General features: G+C 41.6%; 17 protein-coding genes. 12 read left to right on the forward strand and 5 right to left on the reverse strand.

The genetic code is table 11. The features are described 5' to 3' along the window. Window positions 1-453 precede the first annotated feature (453 nt). From C4S54_RS10580 to C4S54_RS10605, 6 genes are read left to right on the forward strand one after another with little or no spacing between them, the layout of a single operon-like run. Window positions 454-2,157, forward strand: a complete 1,704-nt coding sequence (locus C4S54_RS10580) for a glycosyl hydrolase family 18 protein (protein WP_103869512.1) — start codon at window positions 454-456, stop codon at window positions 2,155-2,157. 4 nt (window positions 2,158-2,161) lie between these two features. After that, entirely contained in the window at window positions 2,162-3,220 is a 1,059-nt protein-coding gene (locus C4S54_RS10585) for an L-threonylcarbamoyladenylate synthase (protein WP_103869513.1), read from the forward strand. 55 nt (window positions 3,221-3,275) lie between these two features. Further along, a complete protein-coding gene (rpiB, locus tag C4S54_RS10590; RefSeq protein WP_022775241.1) occupies window positions 3,276-3,704 on the forward strand; it encodes a ribose 5-phosphate isomerase B in 429 nt (142 codons plus the stop codon). A gap of 22 nt (window positions 3,705-3,726) precedes the next feature. Then, the gene (gene upp / locus C4S54_RS10595) at window positions 3,727-4,356 is read left to right on the forward strand and encodes a uracil phosphoribosyltransferase (RefSeq protein WP_022775239.1); all 630 of its coding nucleotides are present in this window, start codon (window positions 3,727-3,729) and stop codon (window positions 4,354-4,356) included. A gap of 16 nt (window positions 4,357-4,372) precedes the next feature. Then, window positions 4,373-4,855, forward strand: a complete 483-nt coding sequence (locus tag C4S54_RS10600; protein ID WP_022775238.1) for a deoxycytidylate deaminase — start codon at window positions 4,373-4,375, stop codon at window positions 4,853-4,855. A gap of 15 nt (window positions 4,856-4,870) precedes the next feature. Then, the gene (locus C4S54_RS10605; protein ID WP_242973788.1) at window positions 4,871-6,067 is read left to right on the forward strand and encodes a cell wall hydrolase; all 1,197 of its coding nucleotides are present in this window, start codon (window positions 4,871-4,873) and stop codon (window positions 6,065-6,067) included. Here C4S54_RS10605 and C4S54_RS10610 read toward each other — a convergent pair. Beyond that, on the reverse strand, window positions 6,061-6,552 hold the full coding sequence (locus tag C4S54_RS10610) for a DUF402 domain-containing protein (protein WP_103869514.1): 492 nt from the start codon (window positions 6,550-6,552) through the stop codon (window positions 6,061-6,063). The two genes, C4S54_RS10605 and C4S54_RS10610, sit on opposite strands and share 7 nt — an antisense overlap. 53 nt (window positions 6,553-6,605) lie before the next feature. Here C4S54_RS10610 and C4S54_RS10615 point away from each other — a divergent pair, with 53 nt between their 5' ends. From C4S54_RS10615 to C4S54_RS10635, 5 genes are all read left to right on the forward strand, one after another. Beyond that, on the forward strand, window positions 6,606-9,167 hold the full coding sequence (locus tag C4S54_RS10615; protein ID WP_103869515.1) for a hypothetical protein: 2,562 nt from the start codon (window positions 6,606-6,608) through the stop codon (window positions 9,165-9,167). A 6-nt stretch (window positions 9,168-9,173) separates the two neighbouring features. Continuing rightward, entirely contained in the window at window positions 9,174-12,281 is a 3,108-nt protein-coding gene (locus tag C4S54_RS10620; RefSeq protein ID WP_103869516.1) for a glycoside hydrolase family 2 TIM barrel-domain containing protein, read from the forward strand. A 60-nt stretch (window positions 12,282-12,341) separates the two neighbouring features. Then, window positions 12,342-12,635, forward strand: coding sequence for a hypothetical protein (locus C4S54_RS10625; RefSeq protein WP_022775231.1), 294 nt, complete (start codon window positions 12,342-12,344; stop codon window positions 12,633-12,635). Between the two features lie 87 nt (window positions 12,636-12,722). After that, window positions 12,723-13,352 (forward strand): lactate utilization protein, encoded by a 630-nt coding sequence (locus tag C4S54_RS10630; RefSeq protein ID WP_103869517.1) that lies wholly within the window; start codon window positions 12,723-12,725, stop codon window positions 13,350-13,352. Between the two features lie 81 nt (window positions 13,353-13,433). Continuing rightward, window positions 13,434-14,096, forward strand: coding sequence for an HAD family hydrolase (locus C4S54_RS10635; protein ID WP_103869518.1), 663 nt, complete (start codon window positions 13,434-13,436; stop codon window positions 14,094-14,096). A 269-nt stretch (window positions 14,097-14,365) separates the two neighbouring features. On the opposite strand, the gene C4S54_RS10640 is transcribed toward C4S54_RS10635, so the two are convergent. The 4 genes from C4S54_RS10640 to murC form a co-directional block, all read right to left on the reverse strand. Next, the gene (locus C4S54_RS10640; RefSeq protein WP_103869519.1) at window positions 14,366-15,580 is read right to left on the reverse strand and encodes a ribose-phosphate pyrophosphokinase; all 1,215 of its coding nucleotides are present in this window, start codon (window positions 15,578-15,580) and stop codon (window positions 14,366-14,368) included. After that, window positions 15,580-16,563, reverse strand: coding sequence for an ATP-binding protein (locus C4S54_RS10645; protein WP_022775226.1), 984 nt, complete (start codon window positions 16,561-16,563; stop codon window positions 15,580-15,582). The genes C4S54_RS10640 and C4S54_RS10645 overlap by 1 nt, the downstream gene beginning before the upstream one ends. A 173-nt stretch (window positions 16,564-16,736) precedes the next feature. Next, a complete protein-coding gene (locus C4S54_RS10650; RefSeq protein ID WP_242973789.1) occupies window positions 16,737-17,864 on the reverse strand; it encodes a DnaD domain protein in 1,128 nt (375 codons plus the stop codon). Window positions 17,865-18,173: 309 nt separating this feature from the next. Next, window positions 18,174-19,568: a UDP-N-acetylmuramate--L-alanine ligase gene (murC, locus tag C4S54_RS10655; RefSeq protein ID WP_103869520.1), complete on the reverse strand. Its 1,395-nt coding sequence runs from the start codon at window positions 19,566-19,568 to the stop codon at window positions 18,174-18,176. A gap of 260 nt (window positions 19,569-19,828) precedes the next feature. Between murC and C4S54_RS10660 the strand changes: the two genes are divergently transcribed. After that, a complete protein-coding gene (locus tag C4S54_RS10660) occupies window positions 19,829-21,097 on the forward strand; it encodes a glucose-1-phosphate adenylyltransferase (protein ID WP_103869521.1) in 1,269 nt (422 codons plus the stop codon).

Below are 21,097 nucleotides of genomic sequence, written 5' to 3' on the forward strand. Positions count from 1 at the left end.
AAGGAGGCGGTTAATCCAGGGTATTATTTATTTTCTACTATTCTTTTTTCTATGATTTATTCATAGATGTCTTATGTTTAGTTTCGAAATAAAATCCCCAATTAACGAGTAAATTTTTACCAACAACATAGAGCATTAACAAATGTAGTATTTCCTAATACTATTATACCATATTTTGTATAAGAAAATATGGCTGCAAGACAGGGTTTGGCGTTGGCATCTTACTATATTAATATATGTCAATTTGAAAGAAATATATCAAAACATAAAGATAAGGAATTATCACATATAAAAATCCTTTTGGCTTTTGAAATCCAAAAAAACAATCAATTGTATAAAGAGGCTACCCCGCCATGAACATACATATAATGTAATGATTGGATAAGATACTTTCATAATGACGTAAGATTAATTGTTTGATATAATATAGGGCGATTGTAAAGGAGCTAGAACATGAAGAAAAAGGTGATTCCGGCGATTATTATAATCGCCCTTATTTTTATTATAGGAGGAATCTATGCACTTCAGATTGTGTATCAGCATTACTCTTACAGCAACGAGAAAGCAGATCTGAACGAGTATTTTGATATATCAGGTGACAGTGATGTTGCTATTATACTTGGCAACGAGAGAATAGGCGAGAGAGCATTTCTTTTAGATGATACCTATTACATGGATTTTGATTCAGTACAGAAGTATTTAAACGACAGATTCTACTACGGACAGGCAGATGGTACACTTGTTTATACAACAGCCACTAAGATAATAACAAGTGATATTGGAACATCCACCTGGTCAGATTCAGACGGTGGCTCTGGTGATGAAGGCTATATTATATCAAGAATGGAAGGCGATACTTTCCTTGTCGCTCTTGATTATGTAAAAAAATATACCAACTTTTCTTACGAAGCTTTTACCGAACCTAATCATATACAGCTGACAACAAGCTGGGAAGATCAGCAGGTAGCTACTATTAAAAAGAACACTCAGCTCAGAAAGCGCGGCGGTGTAAAGAGTGAGATCCTTGAGGAGCTTTCTGCAGGAGACACAGTTGTTATCCTCGAAGAGCTTGAGGACTGGGTGAAGGTAAAGAGCGCAGATTCTTACATAGGATATGTTGAGAAAAAGAGACTTGAGAACGAGACAACATTTAGTCCTATTCCTGTAACTGATTACGTTCCTGAAGAATATACTTCACTTACAAGAGATCACAAGATAAACCTGGGCTTCCACAATATCGGTGGATATGCCGGTAACGAGACACTTATCCCTTATGTTGAGAACACCAAGAAGATAAACGTCCTTTGCCCTACATGGTTTGCTCTTAAAGATAACGATGGTAATATTAACAGCATTGCTTCTGCAGCTTATGTTACTTCTGCCCACAATATGGGTATTGAAGTATGGGCCCTTGTGGACAACTTCACTGGTGGAGATGGTTTTTCCACTTCAGAAGTTATAACTCATGCAAGCAGCAGAGCAAACTTCATAGAAAACGTAGTTGCAAGGACTCTGGAAGTTGGAGCTGACGGCGTTAACCTTGATTTTGAGACAGTGGCAGCAGAAGACGGACAGTCTTTTGTGGAACTGGTCAGAGAGCTTTCGATTGCCTGCAGAAAAGCAGGACTTGTCTTTTCAATAGACAACTATGTACCTATGAATTTTAACGACTACTATGATCTTGAAGAGCAGGGAATCGTTGCAGACTACTGCATAATCATGGGATATGATGAGCATTATGCAGGCTCTGCAGAGGCTGGTTCAGTTGCTTCTTTATCATATGTAGAAAACGGAATCATCAATACCTTAAAAGAGGTTGATGCTTCCAAGGTTATCAATGCAGTTCCTTTCTATACCAGAATATGGCATACATCAGGCGGAGTTCTTTCAAGTGAAGCTGTATCAATGAAGGTTGCAAAAGAGTATATCAGCAGCCATTCAATCACTATGGAGTGGGACGCAGACGCGGGCCAGAACTACGGTGAGTTTACATCATCTGACGGAACCTTCAATCAGATCTGGATGGAGGATGCTACTTCAATAGGTCAAAAGATTGATGCCATGAGAGCAAGCGGTATTGCGGGAATTGCTGAGTGGGCAATTGGTATGGAGACCAGCGATGTATGGGATGAGATTGCTGAGTTTGTAGAGGAATAAGAAAGTGGAAACAGAAGTTATAGTTATAGAAGAAAGTAATATAGACGAAGAGGCCCAAAAACAGCTTAAAAGAGCCGGGGATATCATGAAAAAGGGCGGCCTTGTAGCATTCCCGACTGAGACAGTGTACGGTCTTGGCGGAGATGCCTTAAACCCAGAGTCTTCCAAAAAGATATACGCGGCAAAGGGAAGACCATCTGATAATCCGCTTATAGTCCATGTTTCAAACATGGATGATGTTGCAAAGATCGTAAAAGAAGTTCCTGAGGCTGCAAAAAAGCTTGCAGCTGCCTTTTGGCCGGGACCACTTACAATGATAATGAACAAAAATGACAAGGTTCCTTATGAGACTACAGGCGGCCTTGATACTGTAGCGATCAGAATGCCTAACAACAAGATAGCTCTTGGCCTTATCGATGCTGCAGGCGGATTTATTGCAGCGCCAAGTGCCAACACATCAGGACGTCCAAGCCCTACAGTTGCAAGATACTGTGAGGAAGACCTTTCCGGAAAGATTGAGATGATAATCGACGGAGGCCAGGTTGGAATAGGCCTTGAGTCCACTATTGTAGACCTCACAAGTGATGAGCCCATGATCTTAAGACCGGGTTACATAACAGCAGATATGTTAAAAGAGGTCCTTGGCACAATTTCAATTGATAGAACCATAATAGACAGCACTTCAACTCAGAAGCCCAAGGCACCCGGAATGAAATACAAGCACTACGCTCCAAAGGGCGACCTTGCAATAGTTCAGGGAAGCCAGGAGAAAGTAATAGAGTACATAAATGCCAAGGCAAAAGAGGCAAGAGCTGAAGGCAAGAGGGTTGGAATAATAGGGACAGATTCAACCAAGAATCTCTATGAAGCAGATATAGTAAAGAGCGTTGGAAACAGAGATGATGAAAGTACAATAGCTCATGAGCTTTTCAAGGTATTAAGAGAGTTTGACGATGAGAATGTGGACGTGATGTTCTCTGAATCTTTTGACGAAAACGGAATCGGTCAGGCTATAATGAACAGGCTTTTAAAAGCAGCAGGTCACAATGTTATTGTGCTTTAAGTAGTTCTTTTGACATTGAGACGACTGTATTATAATAGTAAGGGATGGTGTAAAAATGATAGCATTAGGTAGTGATCACGGCGGATTTGAACTTAAGGAGGCTGTAAAAAAGCATCTTGAGGAGAGAGGACTTGAGTATAAGGATTTTGGAACTTATGACCTTAACTCATGTGATTATCCTGACTTTGGAAGAGCAGCTGCAGAGGCCGTTGCAAGTGGTGAGTGCGACAGAGGAATTGTGATCTGCACAACTGGAATTGGTATTTCAATAGTAGCCAATAAGGTTAAGGGAATCAGATGTGCACTCTGCTCAGAGAAGACAACAGCCAGACTTACAAGAGAGCACAATGATGCAAACATGCTTGCTATGGGCGGTGGAATGATCGGAAAAGTTCAGGCCCTTGAAATTGTTGATACATTTTTAGACACACCTTTTTCAGAGATGGAAAAGCACAGTCGCAGAATATCAAAAATAGAAGACTAATAAAACAGACCAGGAGGAAGATATGGGAAAAGTAGTTATTATGGATCATCCGCTGATTCAGCACAAGATTGGAATGATCAGGAGAGTTGAAACAGGAACAAAGGACTTCAGACAGACTATCAGTGAAATAGCAATGCTTATCTGCTATGAAGCAACCAGAGATCTTAATCTTAAGGATGTTGAAATTCAGACACCTATTTGTAAGACAACAGTTAAGGAACTTAAGGGAAGAAAGCTTTGCGTAGTGCCTATTTTAAGAGCAGGTCTTGGAATGGTTGACGGTATGCTTGCACTTATTCCTGCAGCAAAGGTTGGCCACATCGGACTTTACAGAGATCCTGAGACACTTAAGCCAGTTGAGTATTATTGCAAGATGCCTGCTGACATTTCAGAGAGAGAGATCTTCGTAGTAGACCCTATGCTCGCTACAGGTGGATCATCTGTTGCAGCAATCCAGATGCTCAAGGACAGAGGTTGCAGCCACATCCACTTCATGTGCATCATTGCAGCTCCTGAAGGACTTAAAGCAATGCAGGAAGCACATCCTGATGTAGATATCTACGTAGGCTCCCTCGATGAGAAGCTTAACGAGCACGGCTACATCGTACCAGGACTCGGCGATGCGGGTGACAGAATATTTGGCACCAAGTAAGATTCAAGGAGGACGCATGAAAAGAGAGGACTACATATCCTGGGATGAGTATTTCATGGGAGTTGCAAAGCTTGCAGCCCTCAGATCTAAAGATCCTAACACCCAGGTGGGAAGCTGCATAGTATCAGAGGACAACAACATTCTTTCCATGGGCTACAACGGGTTCCCTAAAGGCTGCGCCGATGAGGATTTTCCTTGGGAGCGCGACGGCGAGGATGAACTTTCAACTAAATATCCTTTTGTTACACATAGCGAGCTCAACGCGATCCTTAATTACAGAGGCGGAAGCCTTGTAGGATCCAAGATATATGTATCTCTTTTTCCATGCAACGAGTGTGCCAAGGCTATTATCCAAGCCGGCATAAAGACAGTCGTTTATGACAGTGATAAGTACAGCTCTTCTGCATCAACCAGAGCTTCCAAGAAGATGTTTGATGCAGCAGGAGTAAGGTACTATCAGTATCAGCCCAGTGGTAGAAGTATAAAAATTACAATTTGACCATACAAAGACGGCATGAAAAAAAGAGGGGACAGGGGTATAACAATTAAATATAGAAAAAGAGCTTTATTTTTGGCTTTGGCAGCAGCTTCCTGTTTCATGACGCTGACTCTTTTTCCTGTCAAAAGCTACGCTACGCAGACCACGAGGCAGCAGCTTGAGGAAGCAAAAGAAAAAAAAGAGCAGTCCCAGAACGAACTTGACAATACCAAGGATGACATCGCTGAGATGAATGAGGAAAAGTCTTCTCTTCAGGGACAGCTTAATTCCTTAAACAGCCAGCTAAGTGAAGTAAGTAACAATCTGGCTGAAATTGAAGAGCAGATTGATGATAAAGAGACTGAGATAGAGAATACTCTGGCAGAGCTTGAAGTTGCCAGAAATACTGAAGCAGATCAGTATGCATCCATGAAAAAGAGAGTTCAGTTTATCTATGAGAAACAGAACTTTATGCTTTGGGACATGGTCCTCAGTGCGGGAAGTTTTGCGGACTTCCTCAATCAGAATCATTTTATCGAAGAGCTGTCTGCTTATGATAAGAGAAAGTTCGAGGAATACATCGAGACCAGAAAGCTCATTGAGGAAAAAGAAGCAACTCTCGAGAGCGAAATGGAGCAGCTTGAGGAATATCAGGTAAAAGAAAAAGCTGAACAGAGCAGAGTTTCCGGCCTTGTAAGCCAGACCTCCGGATCTATCAAGCAGTATTCTAATGATATTTCAGATGCTGAGGCAAAAGCAGAAGAGCTGGAAGCGCAGATCAAAGCTCAGGAAGCTGACATAAAGGCACTTGAAGCAAAGCTTGCAGAGGAGATGCGTCTCTCAAGACTGGCAGCTGCTTCAAAGTGGAGAGATATTTCAGAAGTAACTTTTGCTGAGGGCGACAGATATCTTTTGGCCAACCTTATATATTGCGAGGCAGGATCTGAACCCTATGAAGGAAAGGTTGCGGTAGGCGCAGTAGTAATAAACAGAGTGCTTAGCTCTGTGTATCCTGATACTGTAGTAGGAGTTATCTATCAGAACAAACAGTTTTCACCTGTTGCAAGCGGAAGGCTGGCCTTGGCACTTGCAGAGGGAAGAGCTTCAGCATCCTGCTATCAGGCAGCAGATGAAGCCATGACAGGATACTCCAACGTCGGGAACTGCGTTTATTTTAGAACTCCGGTACCTGGACTTTCAGGCATTAACATCGGAGGACATGTTTTTTACTGATTATTTTTGGCAATTACGTTTTCAATTGGACCTATCAGGGACTCAATGCCATTATCGTAGATTTCATTTAAGAGTCTGTTCAATGTGAGCAGGCTCTTTTTAAGAAGATTCTCATCAATGAGTCTTTTCTCAAAAGCTTCAGAGAGTTCGTCCAGATCTACGACCTTAATGAGTCCGTTTGGATATATTTTTACATCGGCTAAAAGATCTATGACTAAGAGCTTATTATTTTCTTTATCATAGTCATAGGTAATAATGTCGCAGTACCAGCAGAGCAGGGATCCGTCTTCTTTCAGGAACTTGCTTAACTTGTAACCGCGATCTAAATAATAACAGGAATAACCATGAGATAAGTCGCACCTTTGGTGAATGGTGCTCCACTTTGTAACAATGAAAGAATCAGTTTGATCGAGGATGATGTCTTCTTTGAGTTCAAGGCATTCATCCGGGATAAAGCGTTTACGATAAAGAATGGGTTTTTCCATAAGGGGCCCTCCTTTTGGAAAAATCTTACTATTATTAAAAATGAAAGTCAATTATGCGAGATAATTTAGTTAAAATTACGATCATTAAAACTATATATGCCATAGTAATATTCGTTATTGCGGTGTTTGTGCTGAGTAAACTTTCAAACGGTGATAATGCGGATATGACGGCAAGAATGCAGCCCGCAACACTTCCTGTGGTTATGCTTGTAACTGATGAAGGTGACGTGGATCCTCTTCACGGATATCTGTCTGAAGTTGATGTGAACTATATGAGAGGGACTGTCTTTCCTGTTGAGGGTGACAGGAGCTTTTCCTTTAAGATAAACACCTTTGGCAGTAAGGTATGGAACATTGGTTTTGAGCTTAGAAGCATCGACGGAAGCAGACTTATTGAGAATACACAGCTTACTGACTATTCTGAGGACAGCGATTACATAACAGGAAACATACAGCTAAAAGACCTGATCACAGCTGATACAGAATACATGCTGGTTTTTGTCATGGAAACTGAAAGTGGCACAGCCAGATATTATACAAGAGTTGTATGGCAGGAGAGCGGCGCAAAGTACAACCTTGACGAGTGTCTGTCATTTGTTCTTGGTTTCTCTGAAGCCACATTTAGTAAGACTGAGGCAAAAGAGTATTCGAAGTACCTCGAGTCTAACTCAGAGGGAGACAATACTTCTTTTAACAAGGTAAATATCCACAGCAGTTTCAGCCAGGTTACATGGGGCGACCTCAATATCACCAAGCACACGACCCCTGATGTTTATATTACAGATATCCACTCACAGACTGCCTGTATTGAGCTTCAGTACAGGGTTGCTCTTAAGGATGGAAACTATACCAGGGCCTACAACATAGTTGAGGATTATCGCGTAAGATATACATCTGACAGAGTGTATCTGCTGAATTTTGAAAGAACCATGAACTATATCTTTGACTATAATTCATATTCAGTAGGTAAAAATACTATTGCTCTTGGAATTGAAGATCCTGATATTGAATTCAGGGAGAGTGCCAGCGGAACTGCATTTGCCTTTGTCAGCGAAAACAAGCTCTATGCTTTCAATAATTCAGAGAACAGACTCGCTTATATATTCGGCTTCTATGACGGCGACAACGATGACATAAGGACCAGATGGAATAAGAATCTTATTAAGATCCTTAATGTAGATGAAGCCGGCAATGTTAAATTTGCGGTAGCCGGTTACATGAACAGAGGAATCCATGAGGGAGAAGTCGGAATTGCAGTATATGACTATAATTCCTCTTTAAACGCAGTGGAGGAGCAGATTTTTGTAAACAGCTCAAGCTCCCCTGAGATTCTCATGAGCTATTTTGACAGGCTTGCATATTCCAGCAACAATGAGATGTTCTACTGCATGCTTGATCAGAATGTCTATGAGATCGATCTGATTGAAAAGACTGGAAAGTCCGTGGTTGACGATATCGGAACTGGTCAGTACAAGATATCTGAATCTCAAAATGTCATAGCATGGCAGAAAGATGACCTTAAGAGTCTGCAGCTCATGAACCTTAACACAAGAGCTACTTCAGAGATCACAGCAGACGACGGAGATTATATAGTTCTTTTGGGCTTTATGGGGGAAGACCTGATATATGGTCTTGTCCATGAGCAGGATGTTCTGAACGATCAGATGGGTAATCCTATCTACGCCATGTACTGCCTAAAGATCGAGGACAGTGATGGAAATCTGCTGGAAAGATATGCACCTGAAGGAATCTACATCACAGGCGTCACGGTAAATGGCAATCAGCTCAAGATAACAAGAGTTGTAAAGAACGAGGATGGCACCGGTTATGTCAGCACCTATGACGACCAGATAATGAATACACTGGAAGTAGAGAGCGGCAATAACACAGTAGATGTGGCTTCTGTAGATGTCTTTGAGAAGATAGTTCAGATCACCACAAAGTCAGAGATAAAGTCCAAGCAGCTCAGAGTTCTTACACCTAACCAGACACTCTTTGAGGGTGACAGAGATGTGGACATTAAGATAGAAAGAGATATCGACAAAAATCCGCTTTACTATGTTTACGGATTGGACGGAGATGTTCGTATATATGCAAGTCCTGCCAAGGCGGTTCTTGATGCCAATGATGCTCCGGGAGTAGTCACTTCTGATCACAATGAATACATATGGATAAAAGGAAATCTCTTAAGATCCAATCAGATAATGGCTATAACCAGAATGGCAGAGAACTACGAGAACATGACTTCACAGAATCCTGTGGCAGTCTGCCTCGACCTGGTGCTTCAGTTTAGAGGTACTAACAGGGATGTGGAAGGTCTTTTGGCTAATGGAATGGGCGTTGAGCAGATCCTTGAGAACTCCCTGACTGAGGCCAGAGTCCTGGATCTTGACGGATGTCCGCTGTCTACAATGCTTTACTATGTAAATCAGGATATTCCTGTGATATGTCTTTTAAATAATGGGGATGCTATGCTGGTAATTGGATTTAATGAGCTCAATACAGTGCTCATGGATCCGATGAACGGTGCAGTTTATAAATATGGAATGAATGATTCCGCGCAGCTTTTTGAAAATAACGGAAATCATTTTATTACCTATATTACGGAGGGTTAATAAGTAATGGCGAATTTTGATTTTAACAGGGTAAAAGACCCGGAGTTTTTTAAAGAAAATGTGTTGCCTGCGCATTCTGATCATGTGGCTTTCGCTTCCAGTGACGAGCTTGAGGCAGGTGTCAGCTCACTTAAGCTTTCACTCAATGGTCTTTGGAAATTCCATTATGCAAAAAACTATAGAGCTACAATAGCTGGTTTTGAGAAGGAAGATTATGACTGCAATTTCTGGGATGATATCCATGTTCCCGCTCATATGCAGATGGAAGGCTATGACATTCCTGCATATATCAACGTGCAGTATCCATGGGACGGTCACGAGGACATCGAACTTGGACAGATTCCTGAAGAGTTCAATCCTGTGGGAAGCTATGTGAAGTACTTCGAGGTTCCATATGATTGGAATGGAAAAGAGATACACGTAGTATTTGAGGGCGTTGAGAGCGGATATGCTCTCTGGCTCAACGGGGCATATGTTGGCTACAGCGGAGATACTTTTACACCATCAGAGTTTGACCTGACACCATTTATCAAAGAGGGCACAAATAAAATGGCCGTTCAGGTTTATAAATGGACATCCGGAAGCTGGATGGAGGATCAGGATTTCTTTAGATTCTCAGGAATATACAGAAATGTGTACTTAAAGCTCATTCCGGCAGTTCATCTCGATGACCTTAAGGTGAGAACTCTTTTGAATGAGGAGCTTACTGAGGCGGAGCTGGAAGTAACACTTAAGCTCAATGGGGCAGCAGGAACAACTGACTACGTGCTTTTGAGGAATAACCATCCTGTTGTAAAGGGAAGTGTCGCTAATAATGAGGAAGTTGTGATCTCTGAGAAGGTTCAGAATCCGGTTCTTTGGACCGCAGAGGATCCACAGCTCTATCAGCTTCTTTTGCATATAAAAGGAGAAGATGGAGAGGACCTCGAAGTAGTACGCCAGAACGTGGGCTTTAGACGCTTTGAAATGAAGAACGGAATCATGCTTATCAACGGAAAGCGTATTGTGTTCAGAGGTGTTAACAGGCATGAATTCTGCTGCGACAGTGGCCGTGTAGTATCAGATGAGGATACTCTTTTAGATATCCTTACAATGAAAAAGAATAATATAAATGCCATAAGAACCAGTCATTATCAGAACTCTTCCAAGATATATGAGCTCTGCGACATCTATGGCCTTTACATGATCGCTGAAAACAACATGGAGACTCATGGAAGCTGGTCTGCAGCTTCAAGTCAGGAAGATGCCATTGCAGGCGCTATTCCGGGCAGCAGGGACAACTGCATGGCTGTTATGCTGGACAGGGTGAATACAACCTACCAGCTTGATAAGAACCACCCGTCAGTACTTATCTGGTCTATCGGAAATGAGTCTCACGGTGGAAAAGTTCCATTTGAGATGAGTCAGCTTTTTAGAAAGCTTGATCCGGACAGACTTGTTCACTATGAGGGGATCTGCCATGACAGAACCTACAACGACACCAGCGATATGGAAAGCCAGATGTATCCTTCTGTTGCAAGCATAGAGAAGTTCTTAAAAGAGCATCCTGACAAGCCATTTATCTGCTGCGAGTACACACACGCCATGGCTAACTCAAACGGAGGCATGTTCAAATACACAGACCTTGCCGACAGAGAGGAAAGATATCAGGGTGGATTTATCTGGGATTACGTTGATCAGTCCATCAGAAGCCGCAACTGTTTTGGCGAAGAATACCAGGCATACGGCGGAGACCACGGCGAGAGACCTACAGATTTCAATTTCTCCGGAAATGGAATAGTAGATGGTCAGAGAAAAGAATATGCCAAGATGCAGGAAGTTAAGTTCAACTACCAGAGCATCAAGGTTTATGTGGAAAAAGATAAGGTGAAGGTGGTAAATAAGAATCTTTTCACCAATACCAGTGAATATACCTGCGTTGCCACTCTTGAGAGAAATGGCAAAAAGCTCCTTGAAAGATTCATAGCTACAGACGTAGAGCCTTTATCTGAAAAGACCTATGATCTTCCGGAAGCAATCGTTAACAGAATGGCTGTTGTAGGTGCTGATCCATATGATGAAAATGGCCCATTCCCGGTGGATGAATATGTGGTAACAGTTTCCTTCAGACTTCGCGATGACACAAGCTGGGCAGAGAGAGGCCACGAAGTCGCATTCGGACAGGGTGTATTTAGAAACGCAGTTTCTACCTACATTTCATGCGCTAAGATCAAGGTGGTAAAAGGTTCATTCAATATTGGAGTAAAGGGCAATCATTTCTCAGTTCTTTTCTCAAGAGATCATGGCCTTGTTTCCTACAACTATGCGGGAAAAGAGATGCTTGATATGGTTCCAAGACCTAACTTCTGGAGAGCGCCTGTTGATAACGACAACGGAAACAGAATGCCTCAGAGATATGCTCAGTGGAAGATTGCAAGCAGCTATATGACTCACTATCCGATAGTTGAGGACAGCACAGGTTACGTAAACGGTTCAGAGGAAGAGAGAAAGACATATCCTGTAATAAAGGAAGAGGAAAACAGCGTAAGCTTAACTTACAGATTCTTCCTTCCAACAACGCCTGCTTCATCTGTAGACGTGACTTATACAGTAACAGGTGATGGAAGAGTATGGGTAAAAGAAGATTATGAGCCTGTAAAGGGACTTACTCCAATGCCTGAATATGGCATGATGTTCAGAATAAGTCCTGAGTACAAGTTTGTTGAATACTATGGAAACGGACCTGAGGAGAACTACTGCGACAGAAATAAGGGCGCAAAGCTTGGTGTGTTCAAGACTTCTACAACAGATGCCATGGAGAGTTACCTTGTTCCACAGGAGACAGGTAACAGAACAGATGTAAGATGGGCCAAGGTTGTGGACAGAAAGGGCAGAGGTCTTTTATTTGAAGCTCCAATGACCATGAATTTCAGCGCACTTCCATATACACCTGATGAGCTGGAAGCAGCAAAGCATCCTTATGAGCTTCCAAGAGTATTTAAGACTATAGTAAGATGCAGCCTTGTTCAGATGGGAATTGCTGGGGACGATAGCTGGGGAGCAAGAACTCATGAAGAGTTCCTTCTTCCAAACGATAAGAAACTTTCATTTGTAATGTCATTTAAAGGAATTTGATGATAACCGGGGCAAAAGTATGAGACCCTAAAATCATTTGATCAAAGGAGGAAATGGAAAATGGAACCAATTAATAGCATTGATGCTGAGGACGATCAGTTTGCGTACAGATATGATACACAGCTTTTGATTGATAGAAGAGATGAGGATCTTGATGAAGATGAGATCGCAGATTACATCACAGCGCACATTGAGGGTAACTCCCTCATTGCTGCCGGTGATGAAGATCTTGTTAAGATTCATTTTCATACCAATGAACCTTGGAAGGTCCTTGAATACTGCAACTCAATAGGTGAGATCTACGATATCGTTGTTGAGGATATGATCCGCCAGTCAGCAGGACTTCAGGGATAAGGTGTTAATGTCTCTTGGCAAGAAGAGATGTGTAATGTACTTGGTTAGTTAATAGTGGATTGTTTGACAAAAGTAGGAGAGAAGGATATGAACGAGAACATTTTTAAGAGAAATGAATTGTTGGCACAAAAAGTTATCAAGGGGCTTGAATCCAGAAACATGACAGGCTATTATGCAGCTACCAAAGAGGAAGCTCTTAAGAAGGCACTTGAGCTTATCCCTGAAGGCAGCAGCGTATCTATGGGCGGAGCAATGAGCGCTCATGAGATAGGCCTTGTAGAAGCAGTTAAAAAAGGCAACTACAACTTCATCGACAGAGACGCCATGGAAGATAAGCGTGCAGCTATGCTTGCAGCTTATGATGCGGATTATTTCCTTGTAAGTGCCAATGCTATGACGGAAGATGGTGTCATTGTAAATATCGATGGCAATTCAAACCGAGTTTCTGCAATAGCGCAGGGCCCTAAGCATGTTCTTTTCATAGTTGGAATGAACAAGATATGTGATGATGTTGATGGAGCTATGAAGCGTGCAAGAAACGTAGCAGCACCGATCAACGCACAGCGTTTTGGCCTTTCTACACCTTGCGCCAAGACAGGTTCATGCATGAATTGCAAATCTCCTGATACAATTTGCTGCCAGTTTTTGATAACAAGATTCTCAAGACACAAGGACCGTATCCATGTGATCCTTGTTAATGACAACTTGGGATTCTAAATAGTCAGAGATTCTTGAATCTGTGGTTCAGTATGTTTTCAATTGTGGAAAAGCCAGATAAAAAAGTAAGGAATTGTGGATATGCCAGTTAATGATATAAAAGCCGTGATATTTGATTTGGATGGTACGCTTACTGATACCGAGAAGTATTATCAGATAGCATGGCCAAAAGCTTTTGCACATTTTGGATATGAAGCCCCAAAGGATTTTGCCCTTGAACTCAGGTCCCTCGGAAGACCTTTTGCTCCCAGGAGGTTTAAGGAAGTATTTGGAGAAGACTTTGATTATGCAAAGGTGAGGGAGTATAGAAAAGGCCTTGTTGAAGAACTCATAAAAGAGCAGGGGATTCCTCTAAAGCCCGGCGCCAAAGAGATATTATCATGGCTTCGAGAACATGGAATCCTAACAGCCCTTGCCACAGCCAATGAATATCCAAGAGCAGAGCGATATCTTAAGAAAATCGACCTGTTTGACTACTTCGACAAGATAATCTGCGCCAACATGGTAGAGCTTGGAAAACCTGCTCCCGACATTTATGCCTATGCCTGCGAGCAGCTTGGATTATCCCCAAAGGAAACTTTCGCAGTAGAAGACTCTCCAAACGGCGTAAACAGTGCATATTCCGCAGGCTGCAACGTCATCATGATCCCCGACCTCACAGAACCCGACGAAGAACTCCGTGGAAAACTATACGCACGCCTCGACAACCTCTTGGATATTAAGAGTCTTTTTCTTAACTCATAAATAGTAAGACGCTTAATAGTGCGACCTTGATTCCTTGCAGAATATCAAAAACGTGGATTCAAGAAAGCAGGGGAAATGGGGCAAGTGTAGCTGGCTCGATTTAGAGTTTTTGGAATAATTTATGAAATGAAAAAAAGAAGGTTCAAAGACCTGTTCTGAATAACATGAAAGGTCTTTGGGCCTTCTTTTTGAGTTTCAATAAATTACCAAAAAATCTATCAGAGAGCCGGATGCACTTGCCCCATTTTCCCTGCTTTCTTGTTCACAATTTAGATTTTTTTCTCGGCTTCAAGGCTAGCACGAAGCTCTCCGGTGTTGTAGCGCTCAATGATGTTGTTGATACGCTCTACAGGGTTAAGAAGATCACTGATTGATGCATCGTGGTTAAGTGTATCGATAAGGTATGCGATGTATTTACTCATATCGCAGCTGATGTACCATTCACGAGAGAGAAGCTCAGGTGTCTGGTAAACAAGGTTTGTTGTAAATACTCTGTCGATGATACCTTCTTCATAAGCCTTGTCGAAGATTTCCAAACCACTTGTGAATAAACCAAATGTTGAGAATGCGTAGATTCTTGCAGCCTTACGCTCTTTAAGAGCTCTTGCTACATCGAGCATGCTCTCACCTGATGAGATCATGTCGTCTACGATGATAACTGACTTGCCCTCAACGCTTGTTCCGAGGAACTCGTGTGAAACGATAGGGTTACGTCCGTTTACAACCTGTGTGTAGTCACGTCTCTTGTAGAACATTCCTACATCGAGGCCAAGTACACTGGCAAGATAAATAGCTCTTCCCATTCCGCCTTCATCAGGGCTTATTACCATCATGTGATCTGAATCAATCTTAAGATCCCAGACATTGCGAAGGAGTGCCTTAATAAACTGATATGTTGTACGAACGGTTTCAAAACCGTTAAGTGGAATAGCATTCTGAACTCTTGGGTCATGTGCATCAAAGGTAATGATATTATCAACACCCATGTTCACAAGTTCCTGAAGAGCGATAGCGCAGTCAAGAGATTCTCTTGAGCTTCTCTTGTGCTGACGTGACTCGTAGAGGAATGGCATGATTACAGTGATTCTTCTTGCCTTGCCTCCAACGGCTGCAATGATTCTTTTAAGATCCTGATAGTGATCATCAGGAGACATATGATTTTCTTGTCCGAAAAGAGAATAGGTCTGTGAATAGTTACATACATCTACAAGAAGATAAAGGTCATCTCCACGAACTGAAGTCCTGATCACACCTTTTGCTTCACCGGTTCCAAACCTTGGTACCTCGGCTTCCAAGATATAAGAAGGACGCTCATAGCCTGTAAATGCAAGGCTACCCTTGTGTTCGTTCTCCCTTTCTGCTCTCCATTTTACGAGATAGTAATCGACTTTCTCTGCAAGGGACTGAACTCCCTTAAGTGGAATAATTCCTAGAGATCCAACAGGAATAGTCTCCAGATTACGTTTCTCTTCTCTTTTTGGCATTACTGAAAATCCTCGCTTTCTTTTCTTGCAATTTTCTTTATTTTTCTAATATCCTGACCTGAAAGTTTCAGGAGTCTGAAATTACTTGTTATCCTTGAAAAAATTCTATCAGAGTATGTATTTTGCAATTGTTCAAGAGAAAGATTTGTGGTAATGATCGTCGCTTTTTTTCTGTTGTCGCGTTCGTTGAGACAGGAGAAAAGCTCGGAAGCCACAAAACTATTTGTACGTTCAGTGCCCAGATCATCGATGATCAGTAACTCACAATTGTACAAATCCTCATAGATCCCCCTAAGTTCCCCCTTATTCTTGTAGTCAAATGAATTTTCAGCCAGTAGTTCAAATAACCCCGTTGAGCTGAAATATATCACCGAATGGCCTTTTTTCAGAAGTTCATTGGCAATACAAACCGAAAGGAAAGATTTGCCAGTACCCACTGTACCATAAATAAATAGATTTTGGTAGTCAGAACCAAAATTATTTATAAATTCTTCAGCAGCTTTTACTGCGCCATGGAATTTTTTCAGGTCCTCACCCTGGTAGTATTTATCTGTTAAAAGCCTGAAATTAGCGCTTTTTGTAAGCATTCTCAAGTTGGATTTATCATAGAGTGTTTCAATTATTTTCTGTTTGAAACAGTGGCATTTTTCATTGCCAATGTAACCAGTATCCTTACAGTCCTGACAGGTGTAACCCATATCAAGATAATCTGAAGAAAAACCTGCTTCAGTTAAAAGAATTAGTTTTTGTCTTGCAAGTTCCTCGAGCTCGCGTTTTAGAACAGAGCGGTCAAGTCGCTCGCCTGAGAGAAGTCTTTTGCCGAAAGAAACGCTGGCAGAAGCTGTTTCGTCTTCAAGCTCTTTATAGCCTTCGACTGTTTCATAGACATATCGCTGTCTATCTTCCAGTTCCTGTCTGTGAAGAGCGCGTCTCTCTTCATATTCATGCATTATTTCATCGTACTGAGCATTAGTTAATGCCATGGTCTGTCCTCCAGTAACCTTTACACAATATAGCCCTGTACGTGTTTCAGGGAAGGCAAAAGCCGCCGCCGAACCAAAAGTACAGGGCTGATATTATCTGCAGTTCTTATCTGATTCCCCAATCAAGTAAGAGCTATGAGGGTTACAGTTTAGTGAATTTCTAAAAAGTAACCTTAGTTGTCCAGAAGCTGTTTCTCGAGTTCGGCAAAATCATATGTATTCTGCTGGAACTGATTAAAACGATTCTGGCTGCCGCTGGGGCGAATATATGATTCGTCAGAGCGGATTTTATTTGTGATGGATGATACGGAAGCCTTTGATCTCTTTTTCTTAAGATCAGCGGTAAAGTCTGCATCCAGTCTGGCAATGTCCTCCCTTGAACTAGCCTTCTTTTCATGCCAGCTGCGAAGAATGCTGTCGCAATACTTTAAGCGATTCTTCTGTGTCGCCATAACAGTGCGGTCACAGGCTTCCATAATAATATCCATCGAAAATCCCAACTCCCCAAGCCAAGAACTGATGAAGTTTCCTTCCTTCTCAGTAGGACTGTTTTCCATACCCAGGGCCTTCATGATTCCCAAAATATTAGGGTCATGTTTGTAAATTTCCGCGTGAGCCTGTTTTGGCGTTTTGATGCCTTCCTGATTCCAGTTGATAGCCACCTTTTCTACGTATCTGAAATCAGCTTTATGATTATCGACGCAATACTGCATCAGATAGTCCAACAGATCATCAGAGAATTTAAGCTCATCATGAATATAATAAAGTGTTAATGCTTCAGTAGAAGTGAGAGGTCTTCCAAAATACTGTTCTGCAAGGAATACGATTCCTGCGCCTTCCTCTTCTTTGAAAGCGCGAAGCTGAGCGGCAGAGTATTTAGGCTTTGCCGGAGCTTTTTTGACTTCCTTGGCGACGTGCTCGTGCTCCTCAGCAGTTACTTCATGGATAGGAGGAACAGATCTTAGAACAGTGTCACTCTTTCTTCTTCCGAAGTTGGCAGGAGAAACAATGTCCTCCATGTGGATTCCGGTAAGATTTCCTGCACCGTCATATTCAAGTGTGATAAGCTCTTTCTTTTCCCAGTATTTAAGTGCTCGAATTACGTCTTTTTCAGTATGATTGAATTTATCTGCAAGTGCCGAAACGCTGGTGGGCAGATTGGCACTCATCATACGCAGAAGAAAGAGGTAGATCTTAATCTGCGCATCATTTGCGTCCTGCATGTATTCGTCAATGAAAACATTGGAAACATTCGTTGAATCCTCCCCCAAATTATGACTGATTGTTACTCGCCCCATCATATACTATTTCACCTCAAGTTTAGTTACGAAGTTCAAAGATGCATTCATAAAATATTTGGTGCTCTCTTTCGAACAATTCAAATCTTAACACACAAATTTCTGAAATGATATGGGTAAAAGTAACGAAGAAATCCAGCATTGGTGCGCTTTTCCCGAATTTTATAAATTGTGTGGACAATGTGGATAATGTGGATTATTTTATTAAAAAAATATAAAACAGCCAATCCATCGGTAAAGAATGGAGTGGCTGTTTTCCACTAGAAATTGTTTATATTTTTTTTAGAAAAAAAGTGGATATGTGGATAAGTATTATTTACCAAGTAGTTCGTCGCCTATTTTAACAACATCACCGGCACCCATGGTTATCAACAAATCTCCTTTAGTGCAATTTTGCAAAAGGAACTTTTCAATCTCACTAAAGTTTTCAAAAGTTGGCAAATACATACATTCATGGCCAAGTTCTTTTATCTTATCGCACAGTGTTCGTGAGCTTATTCCAAGATTATCGGTCTCTCTTGCTGCGTAAATATCAGCAAGAACAACGTGGTCCGCCAGGGAAAGAGCGTCAGCAAACTCATTTAAAAGAGCCTTTGTTCTGGTATATGTATGTGGCTGGAATACGCACCATATCTTTTTATGTGGATAGTTCTGGGCAGCAGTAAGAGTTGCCTTGATCTCTGTAGGGTGATGTGCATAATCATCGATGATTGTGATGCCGTGTACTTCGCCTTTATACTCGAATCTTCTGCTTGTTCCGCCAAAGAGAGAAAGGGCTGTAGTAACATGAGCATGATCAACACTTAATATAGAAGAAACAGCTATAGCAGCAAGGGCGTTATAAACGTTGTGAACGCCAGGAACCGCAAGCTTTATATCAAGTACAGAGCCGTCCTTTAAGTGAGCTTTAAAAGAAGCATTGCCGTGATCATCGTAAGTAATATCAGTTGGATAATAGTCAAAAGCATCTGTGGAGCCGTAGGTAACAATTGAGCACTTAAGATCATCAGTGATATACGAAACATTATCAATATCGCCGTTGATAACAAGAGTTCCGTCTTCAGGTAAAAGCTCAGCGAACTTTTTAAAAGAATGTCTGATATCATCAAGATCCTTGAAAAAGTCCAAATGGTCAGCATCTATATTAGTAATGATACTGATCTTAGGGAAAAAGCTTAAGAAACTGTTTGTATATTCACAGGCCTCTGTTACAAAATATTCTGATTTACCAACACGGATGTTTCCACCGATGTCCTTAAATACACCGCCGATTGAAAGAGTAGGGTCGGTGTCTGCCTCCAAAAGGATTTTGGAAAGCATTGATGTTGTAGTTGTTTTTCCGTGAGTTCCTGCGACTGCAACAGGAAGATCATAGTGCGTCATGATCTGCCCAAGGAGCTCAGCTCTTGTGAGCATCGGGATGCCAGCTTCTTTTGCTGCCATAAATTCAGGGTTATCAGGATGAACAGCAGCTGTGTAAACAACTACATCGATAGGTGAGCTGTTTGCGATGTTTTCAGCCTTCTGACCATACACAATGTTTGCGCCCTGGCTGGCGAGCTTTTCTGTCATTTCAGATTTTTTGTTGTCTGAACCAGAAACCTTAAAGCCCCTTTCTATTAATATATGGGCAAGACCACTCATAGATATTCCACCGATACCCATGAAGTACACATGTGCCGGTTTATCAAAATTAATTTTGTACATAAAATCCTCGATTCATGAATCTATTTTTCGCATCATATAACGCAATATATTCTAGCACTAATTTTATCAAAGTCAAAAAATGGAGACGTAATCGTTTAAGTTAAACCATATCTTAATAAAAGAGATTAATTGAGTGTTTTTAGTTTTTTTTTATGATATACTCATTAATAGAAAAAAGCGGTTTTCTGTGGCATGTCATTCGACATGTCTGGTGTATCAAAGTCACGTTCTTGTGACTACAAAATGCAACGAGGTGGAACATGATAAAGAAAGAAATGATCGCCATGCTGCTGGCAGGGGGCCAGGGCAGCAGATTGGGAGTGTTAACTGCCAAGATGGCAAAGCCTGCAGTTTCATTTGGGGGAAAATACAGAATCATCGATTTCCCACTCAGTAACTGCATCAATTCTGGAGTGGACACTGTGGGAGTTCTTACACAGTATCGTCCCCTAAGACTTAATTCTCACATTGGTATAGGTATCCCGTGGGATCTTGACCGTAATTTTGGTGGAGTAACTGTTCTTCCGCCATACGAAAAGAGCTCAAATAGTGAATGGTATACCGGTACAGCCAATGCTATTTACCAAAACCTTGAATATATGGAAAATTATAATCCTGATTATGTACTGATCCTTTCGGGCGACCATATATATAAGATGGATTATGAAACTATGCTTGATTTCCACAAGGCAAGTCATGCGGATGCTACGATCGCAGTTATGCCTGTTCCTATGGAAGAGGCCAGCAGATTCGGTATTATGATAACCGATGAAAACAAGAAGATTGTAGATTTCGAGGAGAAACCTGAGCATCCACGCAGCAATCTTGCTTCTATGGGTATCTATATTTTCTCATGGAAAGCTTTAAAAGAGGCACTTATAGCCAATAAGGATCAGGCAGGCCTCGACTTTGGTAAGCATATCATTCCTTATTGTAAGGAAAAGGGCCAGGCTCTTTATGCTTATGAGTTTGATGGATATTGGAAGGATGTAGGAACACTTACATCTTACTGGCAGGCTAATATGGAGCTTATCGATATAGTTCCTGAGTTTAACCTGTATGAAGAATATTGGAAGATTTACACAGCCAGCGACGTTCAGCCGCCTCAGTACCTTGGATCAGAGAGCGCAATAGAGCGCAGTATCGTAGGTGAGGGCTGTGAGATATATGGTAAGGTCTATAATTCAGTTATCGGACCAGGCGTTAAGATAGGAAAAGATACAGTTGTTAGCCACTCTATCATTATGAATGAAACTGAGATCGGTGAAGGCTGTACTATTGAAAAGGGTATCATTGCCGAGAAGGTTAAGATTGGCAACAACGTCAAGATGGGAGCCTTCGAGGAAAAAGAAAATGAGACAAAGCCAAGCATATACTGTGAAGGTCTCTGCACTGTCGGCGAGAAATCTGTTATTCCAAACGATGTGACAATCGGTAAGAACATCATGATTTCCGGTATTACTACTGCTGAAGATTATCCAAACGGAATACTTGAAAGCGGCAGAACATTAGATAAGGCAGGTGATTGA

It is taken from the genome of Butyrivibrio sp. Su6, assembly GCF_900108105.1.
Taxonomy (GTDB): domain Bacteria; phylum Bacillota; class Clostridia; order Lachnospirales; family Lachnospiraceae; genus Butyrivibrio.